Here is a 19,909-nt window from a genome sequence, read left to right as displayed (position 1 = left end):
CTAAACAATTCCTGTTCCCGTTAATTTCTGCTCATCGACGGATCCGAACGAAGTTTCTGCGAGGACACTACTTGAGATCATTTTTTCCTGAAGTCGCATAGCTTCGCCATCAACAGGTTTTTTTCTTTTCAGCGCAAGTCGTGAATTCCAGCAGCATTTAACTTTGCTGTCGCTCGCAATTTTTTTCCGCTGCCCCGAGGTCTTTCTGTCCGCAATCGCCCTCGCCACATCCGCCATGTTTTGGCTATGAAACAAGTACGAGTCCTGACTCTAGCTTCTGTATACTTCAAGATTTGCCAAAAATGTGTAGTCCACGACGGTCAGGAAAGTCCGCAGTTTGTGAGTTTAAAGCTTCAAAATCGTTGCACTATGCATGAATGGCCGGAAACCACGCTGCGCCGCGCCATGGACCTTCGTGCTTACCTAGGAAACTTGGTACTGCGAGCGCACGCAGCTAGATTTCGACACTTCCGCCCAGGGTTCTTCGCGATGATCAGCGAAAGTGCAGAATGCAAACCTGTGACGTGAGATTAAGCATCGAGGACGGCCCTAACCGGCCGTTAATCATAGAATGGCGATGCCGCGGTGCAACCAACCGAAGCTGCCGTTCTCTGCGCGTGTGAAACTTGTAGGCCGTATAAGATCAGAGATGTGTAGCTTTGCCGCCAAGGCGACGGCCGAACAACACAGCAAACCATAGATGCGCAGTTAGCGACAACTTCGCCAGTGGATTAACCTGACAAGTAGCAGCCGGAACCGTATTGTTATGACATTTGATGGCCCGGTTCGAATTGAGGACCAGAACAATGAAGAACAAGAAAAAGCAATCGGGAAAACCAACCGAAGGTATGTTGGATTACAACAAAAACTCCTCTGCACAACTGCAGTTGGTGCGTCTGCTGTCCCCACTTGTTCGAGAACTGGTGCACTCAATGGATCCGCAGGGAATTGAGTTTAAAATAGTGGACTATGGGTGCGGGCCGGGCATTAACTCTATCGAAATGGTCAAACCGGTAATCGAGGCTTGTCTGGAGAAATTCAGTGATACCCCCATTGTCGTTTGCCATTCCGATCAAGTTGGCAACGACTGGAACACATTGTTCGAATTGGTCTCAGGCCCTGATGGTTATGTACAAATTGCCAAGGGTATCCGCACTGAAGCCGCCATCGGTTCTTTTTATGATCAGGTCACATCACCCGAGTCGGTTTCCCTTGGGACCTGCATTTTCGCAAGCCATTGGTTGAGCCAAGCTATTCAACTGGACTCTGCCGGAACCGTCTGGTTCGCCGACCTGCAAAGTGATGCGCGACGCATTGTCGACCGGATTGCGCAAAGAGACTGGACACAATTTCTACTTCAGCGCGCCCTGGAAATTCGCGCTGGGGGATATCTTGTTGTTGGCACACTTGGCTCTGTCCCTGACACATCCGAGAAGAACGGAATTGCCGCTTCCGGGAGAGGCATATATCGCGCAATCTATGTAGTCGCCCAAACAATGGCAGATGAAGGACTCATCAGCTCCGAAAGTCTGGAGACCTTTTTGTTTTCGCTTTGGTTCATGACTGCAGACGAAGCGCGCCATGCCATCGTGAAAAACACAAAGTTGGCAGCAGCTTATGAGATTTGCCGCATTAGCGTCGAACCTGCCCCAATTAAAACCAACGACATTTTCGAAGACTATATCGAAGTGCCTGGCACTTATGCCCAAAAATACGTTGGGTATATCCGGGCCTTTGGTGACTCCACTTTAAGAACGCATCTGTTCGGCCCCAACTGCGGCAGTTCTGAGTTGCTCGATACGCTTATGGCAGAGTTCTACAACCGCCTCACACATCTCTATGAGGTTGAAACGAACAAATATGCCTGCGAGGTCTGGCACCTCGTTGTCGTTCTCCGCAGAAAGTAGGGAGAAGCTCAATTCCACAAAAGACCGGCTGAGCCACCGAAAATCCCGTTTGATCACGGGCCAATAATGCACCGACAATCAACTAGGATCAGTCAGATGGATTTAAATCGTCGACGGTCCCAATCCGATCAGTGTCATCAAAATTGGTGCCGTGACGCGGCCCTTCAAAGACGACATTCGCTGCAACCGCGTAATCAGAGGTCACGGCAGGTTCAGCACAGCAAGATTGCCTATTTCCCGCCCCAACAGGAGTAGGCGGCAGTAACCGTGCCACCGCCTACTCCAACTCAAGTGTTTCTGGCTCTTCCCGAATCCCCGCGCTATGCAGCCGCCCCAGCCAGACACCGCTGCGCGTCCGCCATGAGTTTCGCAAGAATATCGCCGGCAGGTGCCGCAGAGCTGATCAGACCGATGCCCTCGCCTGCAAAGGCGGTTGCAACATCAATTCCCCGGCTTCCTGAGCTGCCGCCCATTTTGCCGCTTCAACGCCCGCTTCCAGCTTCAAAGCGTCTTCTGAGCCGTGCCATTCCTGAATGAACGGGTTGCGCAGAACGCGGCCGTTGTACCGGCTGGGCCAGTCGTAACCACGAACCACGTCCACCACCCGCGTGCGGATCGTGTCATCACCTGTTGCGTCCAGCGCGCGATCAAGAATGCGCGGATGTACCAACGCCTCGTGCGAGGCCCAGAACCGCGTACCGATCACCGCCCCATCTGCCCCAAGCATCAGGGCCGCCGCCAGGCCACGCCCGTCCGCAATGCCACCAGCGGCACATAGCAGCGCCGAGTTATTCTGGCGCGCAATCTCATCAGCGATCTCGGGAACCAGGGCAAAGGCCCCGCGCGCCTCGCCATGGCCGCCGGCATCCGCGCCTTGGGCGACAATGATGTCCGCGCCGCAATCCAGCGCCTGCCGCGCATCGCGCAGGGTCTGTACCTGGCAGATCAGTGGCACACCGGCTTCCTTGATCGCTGGAGCGAACGGTGCCGGATTGCCAAAAGACAGGAACAGCGCAGCTGGATTACGCGCCAGCACCCGGTCGAGCAGGTGCGGCCGCTCCGCAAGCTTCCATGTGATCAGCCCGCAGCCTACGCGTGCACCCGCAGAGATATCGAACTGTTGGCCGATCCAGCGGGTATCACCGTAGGCGCCCCCGATCATGCCAAGCCCGCCAGCGCGGGAGACGGCGCTGGCCAATGCGCCGCCCGCAGCAAATGCCATTGGTGCCTGGATCACCGGACAGGTGATCCCCAGCGCCTCAGTCAGCCGCGTCTTCATTGCGTCTGCTTTCGATACTCTTGCACTGGCAGGCCGCCAACGCCCCAGTCCTCCAACGGGACTTCGTCAATTACCACAAAGGTTGTGGCTGGGTTCTTGTCCAGTACGTCATGCAGAAGATCTGTGACCCCGATAATCAGCCGCGCTTTTTGATCTGCACTCGGGCCGGCGCCGTCAGGACCACCTTCGCGGGTGACTTTGATATTTACATATGGCATCGGTCAGTCCTTTCGCGGAAAATAGGAAAACACTTTTGTCACGATGCGCCATTCTGTGCCGTGGCGGACAAGGGTCAGCAGGTCCTGGAAATCTCGCCCCATCATGGTCATCCGGGCGCTGACACGGGCTAATCTGTCGCTGGCAAATGCGATCTCCAGAACCTCCTCCTCGCGCGGGTCACCGCGCCTGGCTGGTGGTTCACGCCCGTCCACGCGGCTCATGTAGGTCTCGAGATCCAGATACAGTTCATCACCTTCAGTGGCACAGACGTATGCCAGCTGTGGATGAAACACTCTGCGCAGCATCGTGCTGTCGGCTTGATGGAGGCCCTCGAAATAGACCTCCATCAGTTCGCCGACCTTTTTGTGGTCGGCGGGCGTCATTGGATCAACCCTTCAGCGCGCATCGCAGCCTGAGCAGACGGACGGGCGGCACTGCGGCTTACAAACGCCGCCAGCCGGGGCCAACGAGATAGATCGATGCCGGTGAAATTCGCCCAGTTCGCGACCACGAAAAGGTATGCGTCAGCTACCGAGAACTGGTTCGAAACCAGCCACTCTCGGCCATCCTCCAGCTGCGCTTCGATCAGATCGAACTTGCCGGCAACAGCAGTGCGCGCCGCGTCTTTGTCAGCCTCAGACGTGCCGTCGCGGAACAGCGGACCGAAGGCCTTGTGCAGTTCAGTTCCGATCCAGTTGAGCTGTTCCTGCATCCGGGCCCGAGCCAACGTGCCGACCGCCGGGGCAAGACCCGCTTCGGGATACCTGTCCGCAATATATTGCAGAACAGCCGCTCCTTCGGTGAGGACACTACCGTCGTCCAAACCCAGAGCCGGAACGTATCCCTTGGGGTTGATCGTGTGATAGTCAGCTCCGCTTTCGGTCCGGCCCACCGCAGTATCTACGGCTTCGATTTCAAATGGACGGCCGGTTTCATGCAGCGCGATGTGGCTGGCCAGCGGACAAGCGCCGGGTTTGTAGTAGAGTTTCATGGCATTCTCCTGTGTTGAGCGATGCCATCTGACTACCCGGCAATATGATTGATTGATAATATTGTCTTTTCACAATTATGATTAGAAAAACAGATCATGTTGAAAGCCCATGAAACACGACCAGCTCATTGCCATTGAGGCAATTGTCTCAACCGGTACCTTTCGCGGTGCGGCTGAGCGACTAAACAAATCACAATCTGCCATAAGCCACACCATCCGCCAATTGGAAGAGGAGTTGGAGCTGGAACTGTTCAGCCGCGAATCCTACCGGCCCACGCTCACACCGGCCGGCGAGATCTTCTATCGAGAAGCCTCTCGTGTGTTGCGGCAGATGCAAGGGCTCAGAACCACGGCCGCCCGGCTGCGCGCCCGGGAAGAGCCAGAACTGAATATTGCCGTCAGTGCCACTATGGATCTGGATACTTTTCTGCCTGCCCTTGCCGACACCGGTCGGTGTCACCCCGCAACTCATCTTCGGCTGCGTATGGAGATGATGGGTGGCCCAATCGCACGGCTAATGGAGGGTAAAGCGGATATCGCACTTGCGTCGCTTGACGGGGTGCCTCTGGACGACGTGGAGGCGGAACCGGTTGCTGAGGTGACAATCCGGCCTGTGGCCAGCCCCGATCTGAATCTGCCAACTGGTTCCCGCGCGATATCGACAACTGAGATGCAAAGCCATGTGCAGGTGATTACGGCGGGCACAGGCGGCACCGCGCATGAACAGAGCCGCGATCTACTCCCAGGGGGCCTGAAATGGACCGTCTCCGATCTCACTGCCAAGAAAAAAGTGATCCTCGCCGGTCTTGGCTGGGGCGGATTGCCCGATCATATGACGGATGTGGAGCGGCGTTCCGGAGCTTTGATACCCCTCAATCTGGAAGGGTTCCCACTGCGCCGGACTTTGATATTCAAGATGAGGCGCAGGGACCAGGCAATAGGCGTTGTTGCCGATGAGCTTTGGAACAAAATCGGGCTGCCAAGTCGACCTGAGGAGTGAGTTGCCGAGGACAGCTGATCCTCTTCAATTGAGGTGATCCGCGATCATATTGAGGCAAAAGACGCTTCCCAAGAAGACTCGGTCGGCCCAAAGCCGCCATTGAGCGCTGTTTTGAAATGCTGCGCTGGCAACCCGCGTTGCTGCCGTTCGCGACGGTTGCAGCACTTTTTACTTCGAACGGCAACAACGCGCAGGAAGCTGACTTTGCGTCGACAACCATGCGACGCGTTTCATCAGTATCTACTCAGAGTATCCAGTGTCGCTTGCCGCGTTTCGTCATCATTGTGGAAAACCCTGCCGGCAAGAAACTCAGATGGAAACTCCGGCCATGTCTTTCGCATTTCGGTGACTAGCCGTTGAGCTTCTTCGGTATGTCCCAACTGATCGTGCGCAACGGCTTGGAATAGGAGCGAAGGAGCACTAACAGGCGCACCGGCAGCGGGCGCTCCTTTAAAAGCTTCGACAACCTTTTCGTAATTCCCGAGCATAAGCTGCGATACCCCCCAAATATTTCGTGCGCCAAAGCGGCCCGATCCTGACCTTGATCTTTCTGGATCGCTCACCTCAGCCGCAAGATCTGGGGCGCCCGCCATAATGGCGGTGATGCCGACAAGATCCAGAATATGACCATCATTCGGCGCAAGCTCGACCGACAGTCTTGCGTATTTCATAGCCTCGACTGGTTTATTTTGAGTGGCCAATACCCAACCATTTGCACCGTTTGCCCAGGCATCGGTGGGAGATAGATCAAGCGCCCTTCCCGACATCTCTGAAGCTTGGCTAAAGAGGTCGTCTCTTTGTGCATTATCAGGGGACAGCATGGCCAAAGTCGCCAGGACCTGTGCCGATCCGGCATAACCATCGGAAAGCGTTGGGTCGAGCTCGGTGGCATGCTTGAACATACCCAGTGCTATTTGCTGGCGCTTGACATCAAATACAGGAAAAAACATGCCTCTGGCTTGATCCGCAAGGTTCGCCGCTTGAAGTCTCGTCAATGACTGCTTTCCAAGGGCTACCCTCTCAGCCTGTTCTTTGGATCTAGTTGTGGGCAAAACCACCTCGTTATCCTGAGCAAACCAAAAGCCAATGCCAGCAATCAATACAAGGCAACCCAATCCTCCTGTCAGCAGTTGCAGTAAACGCGGATGCCCTGCAAACGCATCTCTGCTTTGTATCTTAGAGTTGTCGTCTCCCGTCGTCCTTTCTTGCGAAAACCGCGGCCTGTATCCGCCCGGATCAACAAAAATCCGAACTTCCTCACCGTTTCCTTGATCTTGGTAGAACTCATGCAGCAGCCGACGCAGCCGTCTGGCTTCGACGCGAACGAGATTCCGACCACCGGTGCCATCAATGCTCCGACCGTAGACTTCAACCGCGATTGCTTTGCCACGGATCTGGGCGCCGCGACCCGCGATAGTTTCTTCGACCACGTAAGTAAGAAATTGCTGGAGTCGAGGCGAAGCCTGGAACGCGACGCTTGAAACAACACTCTGAAGTGCCTGTCGGACAAGCTCTGGAGATGGCGGCGTAACATCTTGATCTATAGGCAATTCATTAGCTTGGTTCAAAGCAAACTTACCCCCAACTCACGGTGACTCACTTGGCCTGTGCCGTCAACCGCACTCATCTTGATGTGGAATAGATAGTGGGAACCAGGGATTATCCAGTGACTTGGGAACTGAGTGATGAGCTTCCAGAGCTTTCCGATGCGCTTTCAGGTCATATCGAAACGGATGCGTTTCTCAGCGAGGCAATCGAAGACCTAAAGAAAGTTACTGCGCTGTTGGATGACACATCAATCACAGCCTCAGAGCGCGCGGAATGGGCCCACATCAGATCCGAACTCGTGAACGAGCTTCGCCGGATGGTGAAGCGCAATCCTCGTAGCATTTCCAACTAAGGGCATAGCCATGACAAAAGAAGACAACGGCAAAGAACTTAAGAACGAACAGATCCAGAAATCTGACGACATCGAAAACCCTTCCCGGCGACACGTTATGCAGGGACTAGCAGCAGGTGCGGTCGCAACCGGTGCTGTTAGCTACGGTGCGGGAACTGCACAGGCGCACCCCGGTGATGGACCACTAGGCGAAAGCTTAAAGAACCCGTACGGCGGCAGACCTGCCGGGGGCATCACATTGCCGGAGTACTTCCGTCCTACCAAATACATGACGGGCTCGAACGCGAACTATTTCCCGCTATCTGAGGAGCTCGGGCCGGACGAAATGCGGATTTCGTTCTGTGGCTCGACGCCATTTCCGCCCCGCGAAGATCAGGCTGGAACTTGCATCATGGTCGAATTGGGTAATGGAAAGAGGTTCTTCTTCGACTTCGGCTCGGGCTGCGTCCGTAACATTATCGGGATGCAGGTTCCGGGTCAGTTGATCAACGACATCTTCATCACGCACCTGCATGTCGATCACTATGCCGACATCCCTTACATCTACCCGTTCCGGGCTTGGTCTGGTGGATACACGCCGCTGCGCATTCACGGCCCTTCTGGTCGGACACCCGAGCTTGGCACAGCCGGAATGGTGAAAGGCATGCAGCAGATGCTTAAATGGCATCTGGAAGCTTTCGACGTGTTCCCAATCGGGGACGGGTACGAGATCGAAGTTAACGAATTCGATTTTCGTCAAGAAGGCGGCATTGTTTATGACCAAGATGGCGTGACTGTTCGGTCCTGGCCTCGTAGCCACGCCAAAGACGGAGCTGTGGGGTATCGGCTGGATTGGAATGGCCTGAGCTTTGTTTGGACCGGCGATGGCCGCCCTGATGAACTGAGTCTTGAATACGGAAAAGGCGTCGATGTGTTTGTGACCGAAATGTCTGGGCAGGATATCGGTCAGTTGATGACCTACAAATACGGTCTGCCGCAAGAGCTATTCAACTACACAATCGATACGCATCATACATCGCACTATGCGGTCGGTAAGATGATGGCTGAGGCGCGCCCACGGCTTGCAATGGTAACCCACTATACGCAAGACGAGGACATCGATGCCGAAATGCTGGCGGGAATCCGTGCCCACTATGATGGGCTGTTCGCTTGGGGTTTGGATGTCGCCGTCGTCAACGTCACCAAAGATGCAATCTGGTATCGGAAGGCGACACTTCCCGGGAAATCTGGTTCGGTCGCGCCATTCCGCGAATTGGGCAAGATGGAAGCAGAAGGCAAGATCACGTTGCCGGATGAAATCAAGCCGCCAGCACCGCGGTCATCACGTGCCGAACAGCAAGACCAGAAATACCGCGATATGGAGATCGATCCTAAAGAATATTATCCAGCTGATGTATTCCGTGCTCCCGATCCCGAGTGGCCCAGCGATTTCGTAATCAAGGTCGATGACGTCATTCCAAACCGCAAGAAGAAGGCGGAGTAACGACATGATTGAATTTGGGTCGTCATCCGCAATCCCTGTAACGATCCTTACCGGCTTTCTTGGAGCCGGTAAGACAACACTTTTGAACCGCATCCTGACAGGCAATCACGGGTTGCGGGTTGCGGTTCTGGTGAATGACTTTGGATCAATAAACGTTGACGCCGACTTGGTCGTCGGTCTCGAAGATGATGTGATGAGTTTGGCAAATGGCTGCGTCTGCTGCTCGATCCGAGATGACTTGATCGAAACGGTAGAAGCTGTTCTCGCCCGGCCTGAGAAACCGGAATACATCGTCCTTGAAGCGAGCGGAGTGTCGGACCCGTCATCAATTGCGATGACATTCACCGATCAGAAGTTTCGGGACATGATCCGCTTGGACAGCCTTATGTGTCTTGTTGATGCGGAACAGCTATTTGCTGCGCCGGAACAAATGGAACTGAAGCTCCGTCAAATTGCGTTCTCGGACATGGTTATTTTGAACAAGGTCGACCTCGTCGATGGGGCGGCTGTTCAAAGGGTGCACGATTGGCTCAGGTCTCGCTTCCGTCGATACCGCCTGGTCGAAGCTGTCAACGCAGACGTCCCACTGGATATACTTCTTTCAGTTGGTCGCTTTGCCGCCGAACAGCTCGAAACAGAAATACCCGATCATCACGAACATGGACCGGATTGTGGTTGCCATCACTCTGATCACTCGAAAAGCTTCTCAACAACTATGATGAAAGCTGAACGCCCGATAAGCTTGTCTTCTCTTCGGAGTGCAATTCGAAAGCTTCCTGGCGACGTTTATCGCCTCAAGGGCTTTGTTTTTAGCGAGGAGGATCCAGATCATCGCATTCTTGTGCAGGTTGTTGGAAAACGCATGGACATCGCAAGGGATGGAGTCTGGGGCCACCGAAAACCCGAAACAAGGCTTGTTGCAATAGGTGCACCGGGGGCACTTTCGGAATACGAGCTTTCCGATGCGTTGTTGGCAAACGCATAGCGGCAAGTTCGACAAAACTTGTTTGCCTGTTTTTCTTATTTTCCAGCCCGTTACAGCTCGAAAGCCCGCAGCGCCGAGGACCAAATGTGGATAAATACCCTATTGCTGAAGCAGTTTAGGAAATGGAGTCAAGCGATCAGATTGCTCGCACCTGCCACAGCGTTTGTATTGTTAGGCACAGCTTTATTCGCGCAGGACGTCTCAAGTCGAGAACTTGAAGATACAACCCCAGAACTCGGATTGCCGAGTTCAGCCGGAGGACAAGATGCCGAGTTGCTTTACGCTTTCCACGGGCTCGAGTCGTTACCTCGAGTAGCTAATCTCATTTGCAGAGGTTCCAGGGGCAGACACGGGATGCCTGTAATTTTTTCAACCGAGATAGATCTGGAAACTATGCAGGCAGGTGACTTCAGAGTTGTAACAAAGTCAGGCCAGATCGGAACAATGCACTGCGTGTCAGTGTTGCCCGCTACCGATCCCGGTGAAATGCGCACGGTGCTTCTCATCGGGGATTTTGGGAACGCTTCCGAGGATCCACCGGTTGAAGTCGACGTTATTGGACACCTTCATTCCATCGATGGAAGGCTTGATTTTCGAGGTGCCACTGTAGCCGTGACTCCGCTGGAAGACGGGCCGTCATTGATCTTTGCCGAGGTTGTTGAGGATTGGACTTTGGTTGGAAACTTGGGGCCACGTCGCACCAGAGGAAGCCTTTGTCCAAGTGACAACATCGTACAAGCCATTAGAGTAACTTGGGCGGGTGGCGTTACGCTGGCGAACGGCAAGGAATCTGGCGATGTGGAACGTGACCTGTACAGTATCATTGTAGAGGCCGAAAATGGATCTCAACGCACAGTTACACCCCGCAGCGCTTGCCGACCTGGGTGACGGGGACAATAACCACATGTTCTGCCTTGATACAAAGGATCGACCTATCTTGGTTTCCTTTCCAGCTGGCGTTTTGACGGATCCGAATGATGATCTGAACCCTGAAACCAGCGTATTTCTCACAAAACCCAATTAAGAAACTGCTTTAAATTTGTTCTAATGGACTCTTAGCCGAATATGCTCGGCCGGGCCGGTTACGGGCATTCCAGTGGTGAATGCGAATGAATGGGCATACCCGCAAAGTTGGCATTGCAAAGTTCAGTTTTGAAGGTCTGCTTCGGGCTGTCACCCGTCACAGATGGGAGCAGTAGCGAACGGTCACTTCGACCCCAAACTAACCAATGCTGCACTAAGAACGAAACTCCGCTTTCGCGAGAGCTAGGTTTGACTTTGGCTTAAAAGGAAATTTGCCGATTGGCATGACGCAAGGCGTACCTGCTTCGCAAGTCCTGAATCGGGTAGAGCTCTGGAAATCACCATCCCACCAATGCAAAGCGCGCTGATGGCTTGCGCCCATTGGCGGTTGGTCGTCTCGTCATGGTTCATGTTGGTTTCGAACAATGAAACCATTGCTTCCAGCAGGATTTGAAATGACTTCTGTGCTTCAACCCCGCCTCTGGAAATATCAGACGGCAAAGCGATCATTGGGCATTGGCCATCCAGATCTCCAAGATGTTCTGGAGACAGATAGGCGTTGATCATTTGATGGACCATCTCGGGTTTCAGGTTGGAAACGTCGACACCGGCCTCTTCTCGCCACTCAGCTCCCCGTCCCATCAGAAAGCTCTTAATCGCTTCGCTGAATAGCTCTTCCTTATTTTTGAAGTGGTTGTAAAAGCCGCCGCGTGTCAGCCCGGCTTCCTTCATCACCATATCAATTGATACACCGTTAAAACCGTGCCTATTGAACAGAATACGGGCGGCCTCAACAATCTTCTTGCGTGTTTTCTGTTTATGTTCAGCGCTGTATGGCATCACTCTCTCCGAGTTTAGCTTACCTTAGCATCGTACCAAAAAATGTTCTTTATCATATTTAGATTTATGTCATTCGTCATATCGTTGAAGAAAACAGGAGATTACAACATGCCCGAAAATCTACTCGCACATCACGGCAGCGCGGCATCATGTCAGTAATGCTCCTTCCCGTGACCTTCACCTTCGTCAGTGTGCTGGCAATAATACTCATTCCTATGACTGGTTGGGTCGGTTTGCGCCGGGACAAGATCGGTGGCGTTTTGCGAGGAGATGGAGATGACCTGGTGCTCTTTAAGCGCATTCGCATACACGGCAACTTAATGGAGAATGCGCCACTTTTTGCTCTAGTTCTTGGCGCCTCGGAATATGCGGGCCTCGACACGCGCTGGCTCTGGCTCGCGGTTGCGGTATTTCTAGCTGGACGAATACTGCATTACGCGCTCTACGACAGCGCCAAGCGTGGTTTGGCGATGCTTGTCACCTTGTTACCCGGCCTAATGATGGGCTTCTGGCTGTTGGGGCAAATATGGTTTTGAGCAGAGACATAGGAAGAATGGCAAAAGTGTCCGCACAGCCGGAATCACAAAGCTCTAACTTCAATGTCTGGATTGGGCTGCTAGCTGCCTAAGTCCCTGACAGCATCCTAGTTTGACGGCAACGGCGGCTCAGGGCCCAAACCGGACAATCGATGTTTACAAAAAGGGAGCCAAGGTCGGCTCTGTGGACTTTGCTGCCGTTGGTCGTTTGCATTTGAAAGCGACTCGATATCAAAACGGAATTTTGGGAAATCTACCGGCCCCAATAAAGCGACCTAATATGGCCAGTAGATGTTTCAGTTTGAGGCCTCTCTATGCCTCCCGCCACCGATCACGCCCGATACTTGGCAAGCTCATTCCAAAAACGTTCAACCGCGGTAGACGTGTTCTGCGACTTGCGCGCGCCGCAAATGTTCCACGTCAGGTTCTGTTTCATGGACACCGGTTTGACTTTCTTTGCGCGGATCAGCTCTGCGAATGTGTCCGGCATCCCTCCCACGATGAAGTCAGGCTCGGCCAGTAGTTCGGTCAGGAAATTGTAGTCGTCGCATTCGATTTGCGGCTGTGCATTGACTTTTTCGACGGCCTCAGCGCCGCCGCCAAGTGCTTTCGTCAATGCGGTTTTCCAATGTTTGTGGAGATGCGGTGATGCAAAGGGAAAATCAAAAATACCTACCATAGTTTGCGGGCCGCGCTGGTGAATCTCATGATCTCGATGAGCAACAAACTGGATGGGTTGTTTCTCCATCACCATGATCTCGACATCTTCGGCTTCAGGTGTGTAGGTCAGATCGCCAAGGAACACGTCGAATTCCCCCGCCTGCAATAAGTCGAGCGGACGTGCGTAGGCACTCACCAGAATTCGGAAGCGGAGGTCAGGCATTGCCTTTCGTACGGCGCGCAAGACGGGCAGGATCAAAGTTCTTGTGGTTAACGGCCCGCAACCAATCAGCAAAGTACCCGGCCCGGTTTCACGCAAACCGGCCACACGGGTCGTATAGCGGTTCAGGTCTTCGCGCAGTGCCTGAGCGATTGGCAAAAACTCCTGCCCCGCGCGTGTCAACGTGCTGCTGTTTCGGCTGCGATGGAACAAAACAAGTCCCGTGTGTTCTTCAGCCTGCCCGACATAGCGGGACAAGGACGCGTTGGATACACCCATCGCACGAGCGGCGTTTTGGAAGCTGCCGATTTCAGCCAGTGCGAGAAAGGCGGTCAAAGCGTTTTCGTTCATCATACGGCCAATTTAATTTCAGATTTCGCGTTTTAGTTTTCACACTATGAAATCATGGTAAAGCTCTGTTGCGACGAGAAAGTCTCAATCGCTATCCCTGATGGACCCTTCGATATCGTCTTCTACGTCCACAGAGGTTACAATGTTCATACTTCGACCTATTGCGATTTCCGCCACGCTTGCCACGGCGACAGTCTGTGCAATGCCGGTTTTGGCCGAAACCGACCAACCCAATATCCTTGTCATCATGGCCGACGATGTCGGCTGGGCCAGCCTTGGCAGCTATCATCAGGGCGTGAAAAGCATCAAAACCCCTAATCTTGATCAGCTGGCCGCCGATGGCATGCGTTTGACGGATTACTATGCTCAGCCAAGCTGTACGGCTGGGCGATCCGCCTTTATCACCGGACAATTGCCGGTTCGAACGGGGATGCACACTGTTGGTCTGCCTGGAGATCCTGAAAAAGGCCTTAGCGAGGATGATCCCACTTTGGCCAATATGTTGAAATCTCTGGGCTACACGACCGGGCAATTTGGCAAGAACCACTTGGGGGATATGAACAAATTCCTGCCGACGGTGAAGGGTTTTGATGAATATTGGGGCTGGCTATATCATCTGAACGCGATGGAATACACATCCGATCCGGACTGGCCGAAAGATCAGAAATTCAACGACACATTTGGCCCGCGGAATATCATTCACGCGTACGCCACGGATACAGTCGATGAAACTGTAGATCCGCGCTGGGGTCTCGTTGGCAAGCAACGCATCATCGACGATGGCCCGGCTCCGCCTGAACGGCAAAAGACACTGGACGACGAGGTGACTGCCCATACACTGGATTTCATCAATCGCGCGGTCGACAGCGACACGCCATTCTTTGTCTGGATGGCGCCGGCGCGGGCGCATGTCTGGACACATTTGAGCCCCGAATTCGAAGCCATGTTAGGGGATGGCCGCGGTTTGCAGGACGTCGTCATGAAAGAGCTCGACGACAACGTGGGCAAAGTCATGGCCCGGCTGGACGAACTGGGCGTCTCGGACAACACGATTGTTGTCTTTACGTCTGACAATGGTCCCGAAACCATGACCTGGCCCGACGGTGGAACAACACCATTCCATGGCGAAAAAGGCACAACCTGGGAAGGCGGCTTCCGCGTCCCTGCCATCATTCGCTGGCCCGGAAAAGTCCCGGCCGGAACCGTGAGCAACGGAATTTTTGCCGGGCTTGACTGGATGCCGACCCTTGTTGCTGCCGCCGGAGGGCCTGACGATCTGGCCGGATCATTGCTGGAGGGCTACGAGGGTTATCAGGTGCATCTGGATGGATACAATCAACTGTCATTCCTGACTGGTGAGGGCGAGAGTAACCGGGACGAGATCATCTACTACGAGGGTCCAGACTTGCAGGCTGTGCGCCACGGTGACTGGAAAGCACATTTCACGATCCAAACCGAAGGTTGGGCTGGCCCCAAGGAGGAACTGAACGCTCCCTTGCTGTTCAATCTGCGTCGCGATCCCTACGAAAAAGCGGCCGAAGAATCGGGGATGTATACGCGCTGGATGGGCAACAAGATGTGGGCGTTTGGTCCTGCTGCCAAAATCGTCCAAAACCACCTGTCTACGTTTAAGGACTATCCTCCACGGGGATCAGACGTCACCAATCAGTCTCACGTCGAAGAACAGATTTCGACCGAAGGCGGGATGTCACAGTAGAAATCAATTCTCGGGAGGCATCAATCCTTGCCTCCCGATCCTTACAAGAACTTGCGGGAAAACACCTGCTCACGAGGGCGCGCTTTCCACACCAAAACTGTCATTTGGACCCAGAGCAGCATCGGTCAAAGTGGGCTCGCAACCGACATTTGGTCATTTCACTCACACTATTGACCGACACCTAGGGGGCAAGGTCGGCAAAGTGTTGGTAAGCAGCCTTGCGCACTCGCAGCTAGCGGATCGCTCGGCTATATCCGGTAAGGGCTCGAAGTCGGCTCGCGGCGGCGTAGAGATGCTCCCCGTTCCGGGCCCATATGAATGTCAGCTTCCAATGTTGAAATGTGATCGGCTCGCACCTGCAGAGAAGGTCCGGAATCCGCCCTGGCGTCCCAAAGTTGTAAACGCCCCAGAGCCGCTGTTGAAGTTTATCCCAAATGCTGTGCCGCGGCTTCCCCGAAGCGGACATTCTTCAAAGAAAACTAAGAGCCTCATCGCTTAAAAAATGACAATGGGTCTCGTTACCGTACCCCAGAGACAGATCCACGGCTGAGACTGTATTTTTTCGGGCGGCGACCGATGATCGCGCTTAAGGTGTGAACGCAAAATCTTGTCAACTCAGACAAAGTAAGTTAGCACGACCCAGGGTGGTATAAACATAAGTTCTTGCAACCTCTGTGTATTCACAGAGTTGGGTTCAAAGGACGTCTGACAAGAATTGAATGAATGTTAGCGGAAACTGAGAGTTTTGAACCGGTCACCGTAAAACCGATACAAAGAAATGCGTCAGCCTTTTCAGTACTCAGAAAGGTAATGCAAAACCCCGTCGAGGGCTGGCCGGACTCCTTGTACGAAGACTTTATCTTCGAAAAACAAATCCTTGGTAACCGTGTTGTCCTGACCAGCGATCCGGAAATCGTAAAGGGCGTTTTGCTAAGTCAGCAGCCGGTTTTTCCAAAGCCGGAAATCGCACAATCGATAATGTCACGATCCATAGGAAGGGGCTTGCTGACGGCAGAGGGTGCAGAATGGAAGTTTCTACGCAAGGCCACGGCTCCGGTCTTTCAACACAAGAGCCTGTCAAACCTGCTTCCGCATATGATTGCGGTGGGCGAAGAGGTTGCGCAGCAGTTTAGATCCAATCCCGGCGAAATTGATGTCTTGCCCTCTATTTCAAAGGCGACCTTTGAAACGATTGCAAACACGTTGCTCTCGGGTGAAGAAGGTAATCTGGACTATGAACGCATCTCTGACGATGTTCACAAGCTTCTGGCTTTTGTTGCAAAAGTCGACCCATTGGATTTGTTCGAAGCGACAAGAAATCTTCCCAAACCGTGGGCGCGCGCGGGGGTGAAAGCGGCAGAGCGGCTTAGAGGCGATGCCATGAATGCACTGTCCAACCGTAGAAAATCCAGCAACGCAACCGATGATCTGCTTTCTCTTTTGTTGGCTGCGCAAGATCCGGAAACCGGAAAGAAACTGTCTGAAATTGAGTTGAGGGATAATATCGTGACGTTTATCGGCGCAGGCCGGGAGACTACGTCACACGCGATCGCATGGACGTTCTATCTGTTGGCGAACAGCCCCTATTGGCAAGAGCAATTGGTGGATGAACTTTCAGAAGTCTTGGGTGAAGCCCCATTGACTGCCGATAACTTAGGGCAATTAAATAAGCATGAGATGGTTCTGAAAGAGGCGATGCGGCTGTACCCTCCGTGCCAGGGCATGCACCGCGTTGCCGCAGCAAATGTCGAGATTAATGGGTTGAAACTCAGAAAAGGCGATATGGTCTTTCTGGCCACATATCCCATGCACAGACACAAGAAGCTCTGGGAACGGCCCAACCACTTTGAACCGTGCCGGTTTGATGTGAAAAGGATGTCGTCATACCATCGGTTTCAGTATATCCCGTTTTCGGCTGGGCCGCGTATTTGCAGTGGCTTGAAATACGCGATGTTCGAAGCCACAGCCATCCTCGCCAGCGTCGTCCGCACGGTAAGGCTGGCACCGGTCGAAGGCTTTGTCCCATATCCCAATTCACGCATAACCCTTCACGCAGAAGGTGGTATGAAACTGCGCGTTTCGCCACGTCGTTGACGCTTCGGGCTCGGAAGCGATCAGATCAGGACACGTAATGAACATCGATCACAAGCCTTTTGAACCAGTCACAGTGGACACCCTGCCTGAAGGCGCATCGAACTTTGCCCTTCTCAGGAGAATGTTCAGAAATCCAGTCGAGATATGGCCTCGCAAGCTGTACGAAGAGTTCACGCATGAAGTGAATTTCTTCGGCAAGCGCTATGTGCACGTAACCGATCCAGACATTGTTCAGGACGTGCTACTAAAGAACTACACCCTGTTTCCACGTTCAGAAATCTGGCAGTCAATTCTCAAACGTGCGGGTGGCGAGGGGTTGCTTACAATCGAAGGGGAACGCTGGAAGTTTCAGCGCAAGGCCACGTCTCCGATTTTCCGCTCGATTCATCTGAACAAGCTCTTGCCCGGCATTATCCGCATCGCGGACGAGACAGCCGACTTGCTTTCATTGGAACAAGGACCTGTCGATGTATTCGAAAAGATGGACAGGGCATCGCTCAAGATTATCGTGCAAACGCTGCTGTCGGGTGAAGGGTCTGATTTGAACGCCGAAGCGATATCCAAAGATATCGACCTGTATCTTGAGTATAACGGCCGGATTGATTTCTTTGATCTCTTCAAAATTACGCGCGACTTGCCGAAACCCTGGGCACGAAAAGGCAGGGACGCGGTTGAGCGTCTGCGGGAGGAGTGCACAAGGATTATCAGGCACCGCCGTCGTTCCGGTGTGGAAAGCGAAGACCTGTTGAGTATGCTGATTTCAGCTAGCGACCAAGACACAGGGACTGGCTTGTCCGACATCGAGGTCCGAGACAACCTTATTACTTTCATTAGCGCAGGCCATGAAACTGTAGCTTTGACCCTTTCGTGGGCAATGTATCTGTTGGCCAGAAGTCCAGAGTGGCAGGAGAAGCTGCTGGAGGAAGTGAACGATATCTGCGGCGATGCCCCACTACAGCCGGATCATATCGGCAAGCTGAAAAAACACGAAATGGTTGTGAAAGAGGCGATGCGACTATTCCCGCCGGTCTATGCGCAGGAAAGGGTTGCCTTAGAGGACGTGACGTTCCCGGATGGCACCTCTGTTCGCCGCGGCGACACCGTGGTTCTGGCTACATATCCGATGCACCGGCACGAAAAGCTTTGGGATAATCCCAACAGGTTCGAACCTGAGCGGTTCGCACCGGACCGAGCCAAAGGCCATCATCGTTTTCAGTTCATTCCGTTCTCGGGCGGACCCCGGATTTGTATTGGAATGGGACTTTCAATGCTGGAAGCTGTCTCTATCCTCGCCTCGATAGTCAGGTCGAATGAGATAAAACCTGTAGAAGGTCATACACCTTATCCGACATCTCGTATCGTGCTTCGTCCGGCCGGAGGGGTGAAGCTGTATGTAACGCCAAGAAAGTAGCCTTTGTTATAATGGGCGGTAGGCCGGACAAACCCCTCAAACAACCAATTGAACAATATACCACATGCTCAATTGAGTGCTTTGTTTATCAACGCCATCGTATCGATCCAGGCTTCGCGGGCGCCCCGTGATAACTCGGACATGCCGGTGAACCCGTGGATAAGGCTCGCGTAGACCCGTATTTCTACGTTGGCGCCGGCCTGTCGCAGTCGCTCAGCATAGGCCAGATTGTCGTCCAGATACGGGTCGAATCCCGCTGCCAAAATGATGGCTGGGCACACGCCAGTCAAATCATCGGATGCAGGTGTGGCAAGCGGATTCATTAGGTTCTTCGGATCCGGCGAGTATGCATCGTTGAATTCTTGAATCTCGTTCAAGTCCAAAAGGAACCCGGATCCGAGAGTTTCAAAAGATTGTCGCGCCGTTGATCGCTCGGTATTTGGATACCAAAGAATCTGCAGGCGTGGTCGGACGGGGGCTGATCGGCGGTGGTTGGCAACCACAGCCGCCAAATTACCACCAGCGCTGCCACCTGCTAAAGCGATCTTGGTTGGATCGATGCCTAACTCCTGATGGTTTTCGGCCACAAAATCGAAAACTGCGAGGCAGTCCTCGATCGCTGCGGGAAACGGGTTTTCCGGAGCAAGACGATAGTCAGGGACGACCACGATACTTTGCGTATCCTTGGCCATTCGATTGCTGGTTCTGCGATGGCTTTGAGGCGATCCCATTACGTGACCCCCACCGTGAAAATGAATAATTGCACGGCCCGAAGAAGGCAGTCCTGAAGGGCAATGCAACTCACACTTGATGTCGCCACCGGGTCCAGGAATGGTCAGGGTTTTGATGGATACATTCGGATCTATTTTGTGAGCCAGCCATGCTCCGCGGATATCCAGGTCCTTTCGTTTGGCTTCCAGAGGTGGAGGATTTTGTGGATCTGGCGCAAACTTCTGACAAATAATCTGCATCAACGGGTCAAGGCGTTTGCCTTCTACTTCTACCGGCTTCCCCGCAATAATCTTCAGTATCGGCATTGGCGCGCGTGCAATCGCACGTACCACATGCTCCAACAGTTTGTGCCGGAAAGTAATGGGAGTGGATGTAATCATCTCACTAGAAAGGACGAGATTTTCAATCAGGTTATCCCCTCGCTCAGGCTTGATTGTCAATTTGTCAAAACAAACTGCTAGCAAAACCTGATTTTGTCGGCAACACGCTGGAAATCTGAAATCATCTTGTCCACTTCCCGAATTCGCACCGATAGGGGATGCGACAGTTTTCATGCGCCGC

At 53.4% G+C, this 19,909-nt stretch carries 19 protein-coding genes; 10 read left to right on the top strand and 9 right to left on the bottom strand.

The genetic code is table 11. From position 1 onward, the window contains the following. A complete protein-coding gene (locus GOX63_RS08110; RefSeq protein ID WP_170545449.1) occupies positions 1 to 255 on the bottom strand; it encodes a hypothetical protein in 255 nt (84 codons plus the stop codon). 551 nt (positions 256 to 806) lie between these two features. On the opposite strand from GOX63_RS08110, the gene GOX63_RS08105 reads away from it, so the two are divergent. Then, positions 807 to 1,907 carry a hypothetical protein gene (locus GOX63_RS08105; protein ID WP_170545446.1) on the top strand — a complete coding sequence of 367 codons (1,101 nt, stop codon included), beginning with the start codon at positions 807 to 809 and terminating at the stop codon, positions 1,905 to 1,907. A 403-nt stretch (positions 1,908 to 2,310) separates the two neighbouring features. On the opposite strand, the gene GOX63_RS08100 is transcribed toward GOX63_RS08105, so the two are convergent. Genes GOX63_RS08100 through gstA form a run of 4 tightly spaced genes read right to left on the bottom strand, consistent with a single transcriptional unit; the run spans position 2,311 to position 4,396 of the window. Then, positions 2,311 to 3,186 (bottom strand): NAD(P)H-dependent flavin oxidoreductase, encoded by an 876-nt coding sequence (locus GOX63_RS08100; protein ID WP_367647199.1) that lies wholly within the window; start codon positions 3,184 to 3,186, stop codon positions 2,311 to 2,313. Further along, positions 3,183 to 3,404: a tautomerase family protein gene (locus GOX63_RS08095; RefSeq protein WP_170327337.1), complete on the bottom strand. Its 222-nt coding sequence runs from the start codon at positions 3,402 to 3,404 to the stop codon at positions 3,183 to 3,185. The genes GOX63_RS08100 and GOX63_RS08095 overlap by 4 nt, the downstream gene beginning before the upstream one ends. Positions 3,405 to 3,407: 3 nt before the next feature. Next, positions 3,408 to 3,788 carry a nuclear transport factor 2 family protein gene (locus tag GOX63_RS08090; RefSeq protein ID WP_170327338.1) on the bottom strand — a complete coding sequence of 127 codons (381 nt, stop codon included), beginning with the start codon at positions 3,786 to 3,788 and terminating at the stop codon, positions 3,408 to 3,410. Then, positions 3,785 to 4,396, bottom strand: coding sequence for a glutathione transferase GstA (gene gstA / locus GOX63_RS08085; protein ID WP_170327339.1), 612 nt, complete (start codon positions 4,394 to 4,396; stop codon positions 3,785 to 3,787). The genes GOX63_RS08090 and gstA overlap by 4 nt, the downstream gene beginning before the upstream one ends. A 109-nt stretch (positions 4,397 to 4,505) precedes the next feature. Here gstA and GOX63_RS08080 point away from each other — a divergent pair, with 109 nt between their 5' ends. After that, a complete protein-coding gene (locus GOX63_RS08080) occupies positions 4,506 to 5,396 on the top strand; it encodes a LysR family transcriptional regulator (RefSeq protein ID WP_170327341.1) in 891 nt (296 codons plus the stop codon). Positions 5,397 to 5,629: 233 nt separating this feature from the next. Here GOX63_RS08080 and GOX63_RS08075 read toward each other — a convergent pair whose 3' ends face one another. Further along, the gene (locus GOX63_RS08075) at positions 5,630 to 6,964 is read right to left on the bottom strand and encodes a tetratricopeptide repeat protein (protein ID WP_170327343.1); all 1,335 of its coding nucleotides are present in this window, start codon (positions 6,962 to 6,964) and stop codon (positions 5,630 to 5,632) included. Between the two features lie 98 nt (positions 6,965 to 7,062). On the opposite strand from GOX63_RS08075, the gene GOX63_RS08070 reads away from it, so the two are divergent. The 4 genes from GOX63_RS08070 (at position 7,063) to GOX63_RS08055 (ending at position 10,652) form a co-directional block, all read left to right on the top strand. Further along, positions 7,063 to 7,296 carry a hypothetical protein gene (locus tag GOX63_RS08070; RefSeq protein ID WP_170327344.1) on the top strand — a complete coding sequence of 78 codons (234 nt, stop codon included), beginning with the start codon at positions 7,063 to 7,065 and terminating at the stop codon, positions 7,294 to 7,296. A gap of 10 nt (positions 7,297 to 7,306) precedes the next feature. Further along, positions 7,307 to 8,779 (top strand): guanitoxin biosynthesis MBL fold metallo-hydrolase GntH, encoded by a 1,473-nt coding sequence (gntH, locus tag GOX63_RS08065; RefSeq protein ID WP_170545443.1) that lies wholly within the window; start codon positions 7,307 to 7,309, stop codon positions 8,777 to 8,779. 4 nt (positions 8,780 to 8,783) lie between these two features. Further along, entirely contained in the window at positions 8,784 to 9,764 is a 981-nt protein-coding gene (locus GOX63_RS08060) for a CobW family GTP-binding protein (protein WP_170327347.1), read from the top strand. Between the two features lie 354 nt (positions 9,765 to 10,118). Continuing rightward, the gene (locus GOX63_RS08055) at positions 10,119 to 10,652 is read left to right on the top strand and encodes a hypothetical protein (RefSeq protein WP_170327349.1); all 534 of its coding nucleotides are present in this window, start codon (positions 10,119 to 10,121) and stop codon (positions 10,650 to 10,652) included. A gap of 378 nt (positions 10,653 to 11,030) precedes the next feature. Here GOX63_RS08055 and GOX63_RS08050 read toward each other — a convergent pair whose 3' ends face one another. Continuing rightward, on the bottom strand, positions 11,031 to 11,627 hold the full coding sequence (locus GOX63_RS08050; protein WP_170327351.1) for a TetR/AcrR family transcriptional regulator: 597 nt from the start codon (positions 11,625 to 11,627) through the stop codon (positions 11,031 to 11,033). Positions 11,628 to 11,776: 149 nt separating this feature from the next. Here GOX63_RS08050 and GOX63_RS08045 point away from each other — a divergent pair, with 149 nt between their 5' ends. Beyond that, positions 11,777 to 12,163: an MAPEG family protein gene (locus GOX63_RS08045; protein ID WP_170327353.1), complete on the top strand. Its 387-nt coding sequence runs from the start codon at positions 11,777 to 11,779 to the stop codon at positions 12,161 to 12,163. A gap of 331 nt (positions 12,164 to 12,494) precedes the next feature. On the opposite strand, the gene GOX63_RS08040 is transcribed toward GOX63_RS08045, so the two are convergent. Continuing rightward, complete coding sequence (locus GOX63_RS08040) at positions 12,495 to 13,379, bottom strand: LysR family transcriptional regulator (RefSeq protein WP_170327356.1); 885 nt, start codon at positions 13,377 to 13,379, stop codon at positions 12,495 to 12,497. Positions 13,380 to 13,536: 157 nt separating this feature from the next. On the opposite strand from GOX63_RS08040, the gene GOX63_RS08035 reads away from it, so the two are divergent. The 3 genes from GOX63_RS08035 (at position 13,537) to GOX63_RS08025 (ending at position 18,616) form a co-directional block, all read left to right on the top strand. Then, positions 13,537 to 15,111, top strand: a complete 1,575-nt coding sequence (locus tag GOX63_RS08035) for an arylsulfatase (protein WP_217356189.1) — start codon at positions 13,537 to 13,539, stop codon at positions 15,109 to 15,111. Positions 15,112 to 15,834: 723 nt separating this feature from the next. Beyond that, entirely contained in the window at positions 15,835 to 17,205 is a 1,371-nt protein-coding gene (locus GOX63_RS08030; protein WP_170327357.1) for a cytochrome P450, read from the top strand. Positions 17,206 to 17,242: 37 nt separating this feature from the next. Continuing rightward, a complete protein-coding gene (locus GOX63_RS08025; RefSeq protein ID WP_170327359.1) occupies positions 17,243 to 18,616 on the top strand; it encodes a cytochrome P450 in 1,374 nt (457 codons plus the stop codon). A 68-nt stretch (positions 18,617 to 18,684) separates the two neighbouring features. On the opposite strand, the gene GOX63_RS08020 is transcribed toward GOX63_RS08025, so the two are convergent. After that, the gene (locus GOX63_RS08020) at positions 18,685 to 19,902 is read right to left on the bottom strand and encodes an alpha/beta hydrolase (protein WP_170327361.1); all 1,218 of its coding nucleotides are present in this window, start codon (positions 19,900 to 19,902) and stop codon (positions 18,685 to 18,687) included. Positions 19,903 to 19,909: the final 7 nt, after the last annotated feature.

Origin of the sequence: Ruegeria arenilitoris (assembly GCF_013031355.1) — a bacterium.
In the GTDB taxonomy this organism is placed as follows: Bacteria; Pseudomonadota; Alphaproteobacteria; order Rhodobacterales; family Rhodobacteraceae; genus Ruegeria; species Ruegeria arenilitoris_C.
The sequence above is the reverse complement of the archived record's forward strand: the minus strand, read 5'-3'. Positions and strand labels throughout refer to the sequence as shown.

What these genes read in the sequence shown, in the direction of transcription:
- gstA (WP_170327339.1), bottom strand. Translation starts at nt 4,396, where the DNA reads ATGAAACTCTACTACAAACCCGGCGCTTGTCCGCTGGCCAGCCACATC.
- gntH (WP_170545443.1), top strand. Translation starts at nt 7,307, where the DNA reads ATGACAAAAGAAGACAACGGCAAAGAACTTAAGAACGAACAGATCCAG.
- GOX63_RS08100 (WP_367647199.1), bottom strand. Translation starts at nt 3,186, where the DNA reads ATGAAGACGCGGCTGACTGAGGCGCTGGGGATCACCTGTCCGGTGATC.
- GOX63_RS08030 (WP_170327357.1), top strand. Translation starts at nt 15,835, where the DNA reads ATGTTAGCGGAAACTGAGAGTTTTGAACCGGTCACCGTAAAACCGATA.
- GOX63_RS08020 (WP_170327361.1), bottom strand. Translation starts at nt 19,902, where the DNA reads ATGAAAACTGTCGCATCCCCTATCGGTGCGAATTCGGGAAGTGGACAA.
- GOX63_RS08090 (WP_170327338.1), bottom strand. Translation starts at nt 3,788, where the DNA reads ATGACGCCCGCCGACCACAAAAAGGTCGGCGAACTGATGGAGGTCTAT.
- GOX63_RS08080 (WP_170327341.1), top strand. Translation starts at nt 4,506, where the DNA reads ATGAAACACGACCAGCTCATTGCCATTGAGGCAATTGTCTCAACCGGT.
- GOX63_RS08050 (WP_170327351.1), bottom strand. Translation starts at nt 11,627, where the DNA reads ATGCCATACAGCGCTGAACATAAACAGAAAACACGCAAGAAGATTGTT.
- GOX63_RS08060 (WP_170327347.1), top strand. Translation starts at nt 8,784, where the DNA reads ATGATTGAATTTGGGTCGTCATCCGCAATCCCTGTAACGATCCTTACC.
- GOX63_RS08025 (WP_170327359.1), top strand. Translation starts at nt 17,243, where the DNA reads ATGAACATCGATCACAAGCCTTTTGAACCAGTCACAGTGGACACCCTG.
- GOX63_RS08055 (WP_170327349.1), top strand. Translation starts at nt 10,119, where the DNA reads ATGCCTGTAATTTTTTCAACCGAGATAGATCTGGAAACTATGCAGGCA.
- GOX63_RS08095 (WP_170327337.1), bottom strand. Translation starts at nt 3,404, where the DNA reads ATGCCATATGTAAATATCAAAGTCACCCGCGAAGGTGGTCCTGACGGC.
- GOX63_RS08035 (WP_217356189.1), top strand. Translation starts at nt 13,537, where the DNA reads ATGTTCATACTTCGACCTATTGCGATTTCCGCCACGCTTGCCACGGCG.
- GOX63_RS08045 (WP_170327353.1), top strand. Translation starts at nt 11,777, where the DNA reads ATGTCAGTAATGCTCCTTCCCGTGACCTTCACCTTCGTCAGTGTGCTG.
- GOX63_RS08105 (WP_170545446.1), top strand. Translation starts at nt 807, where the DNA reads ATGAAGAACAAGAAAAAGCAATCGGGAAAACCAACCGAAGGTATGTTG.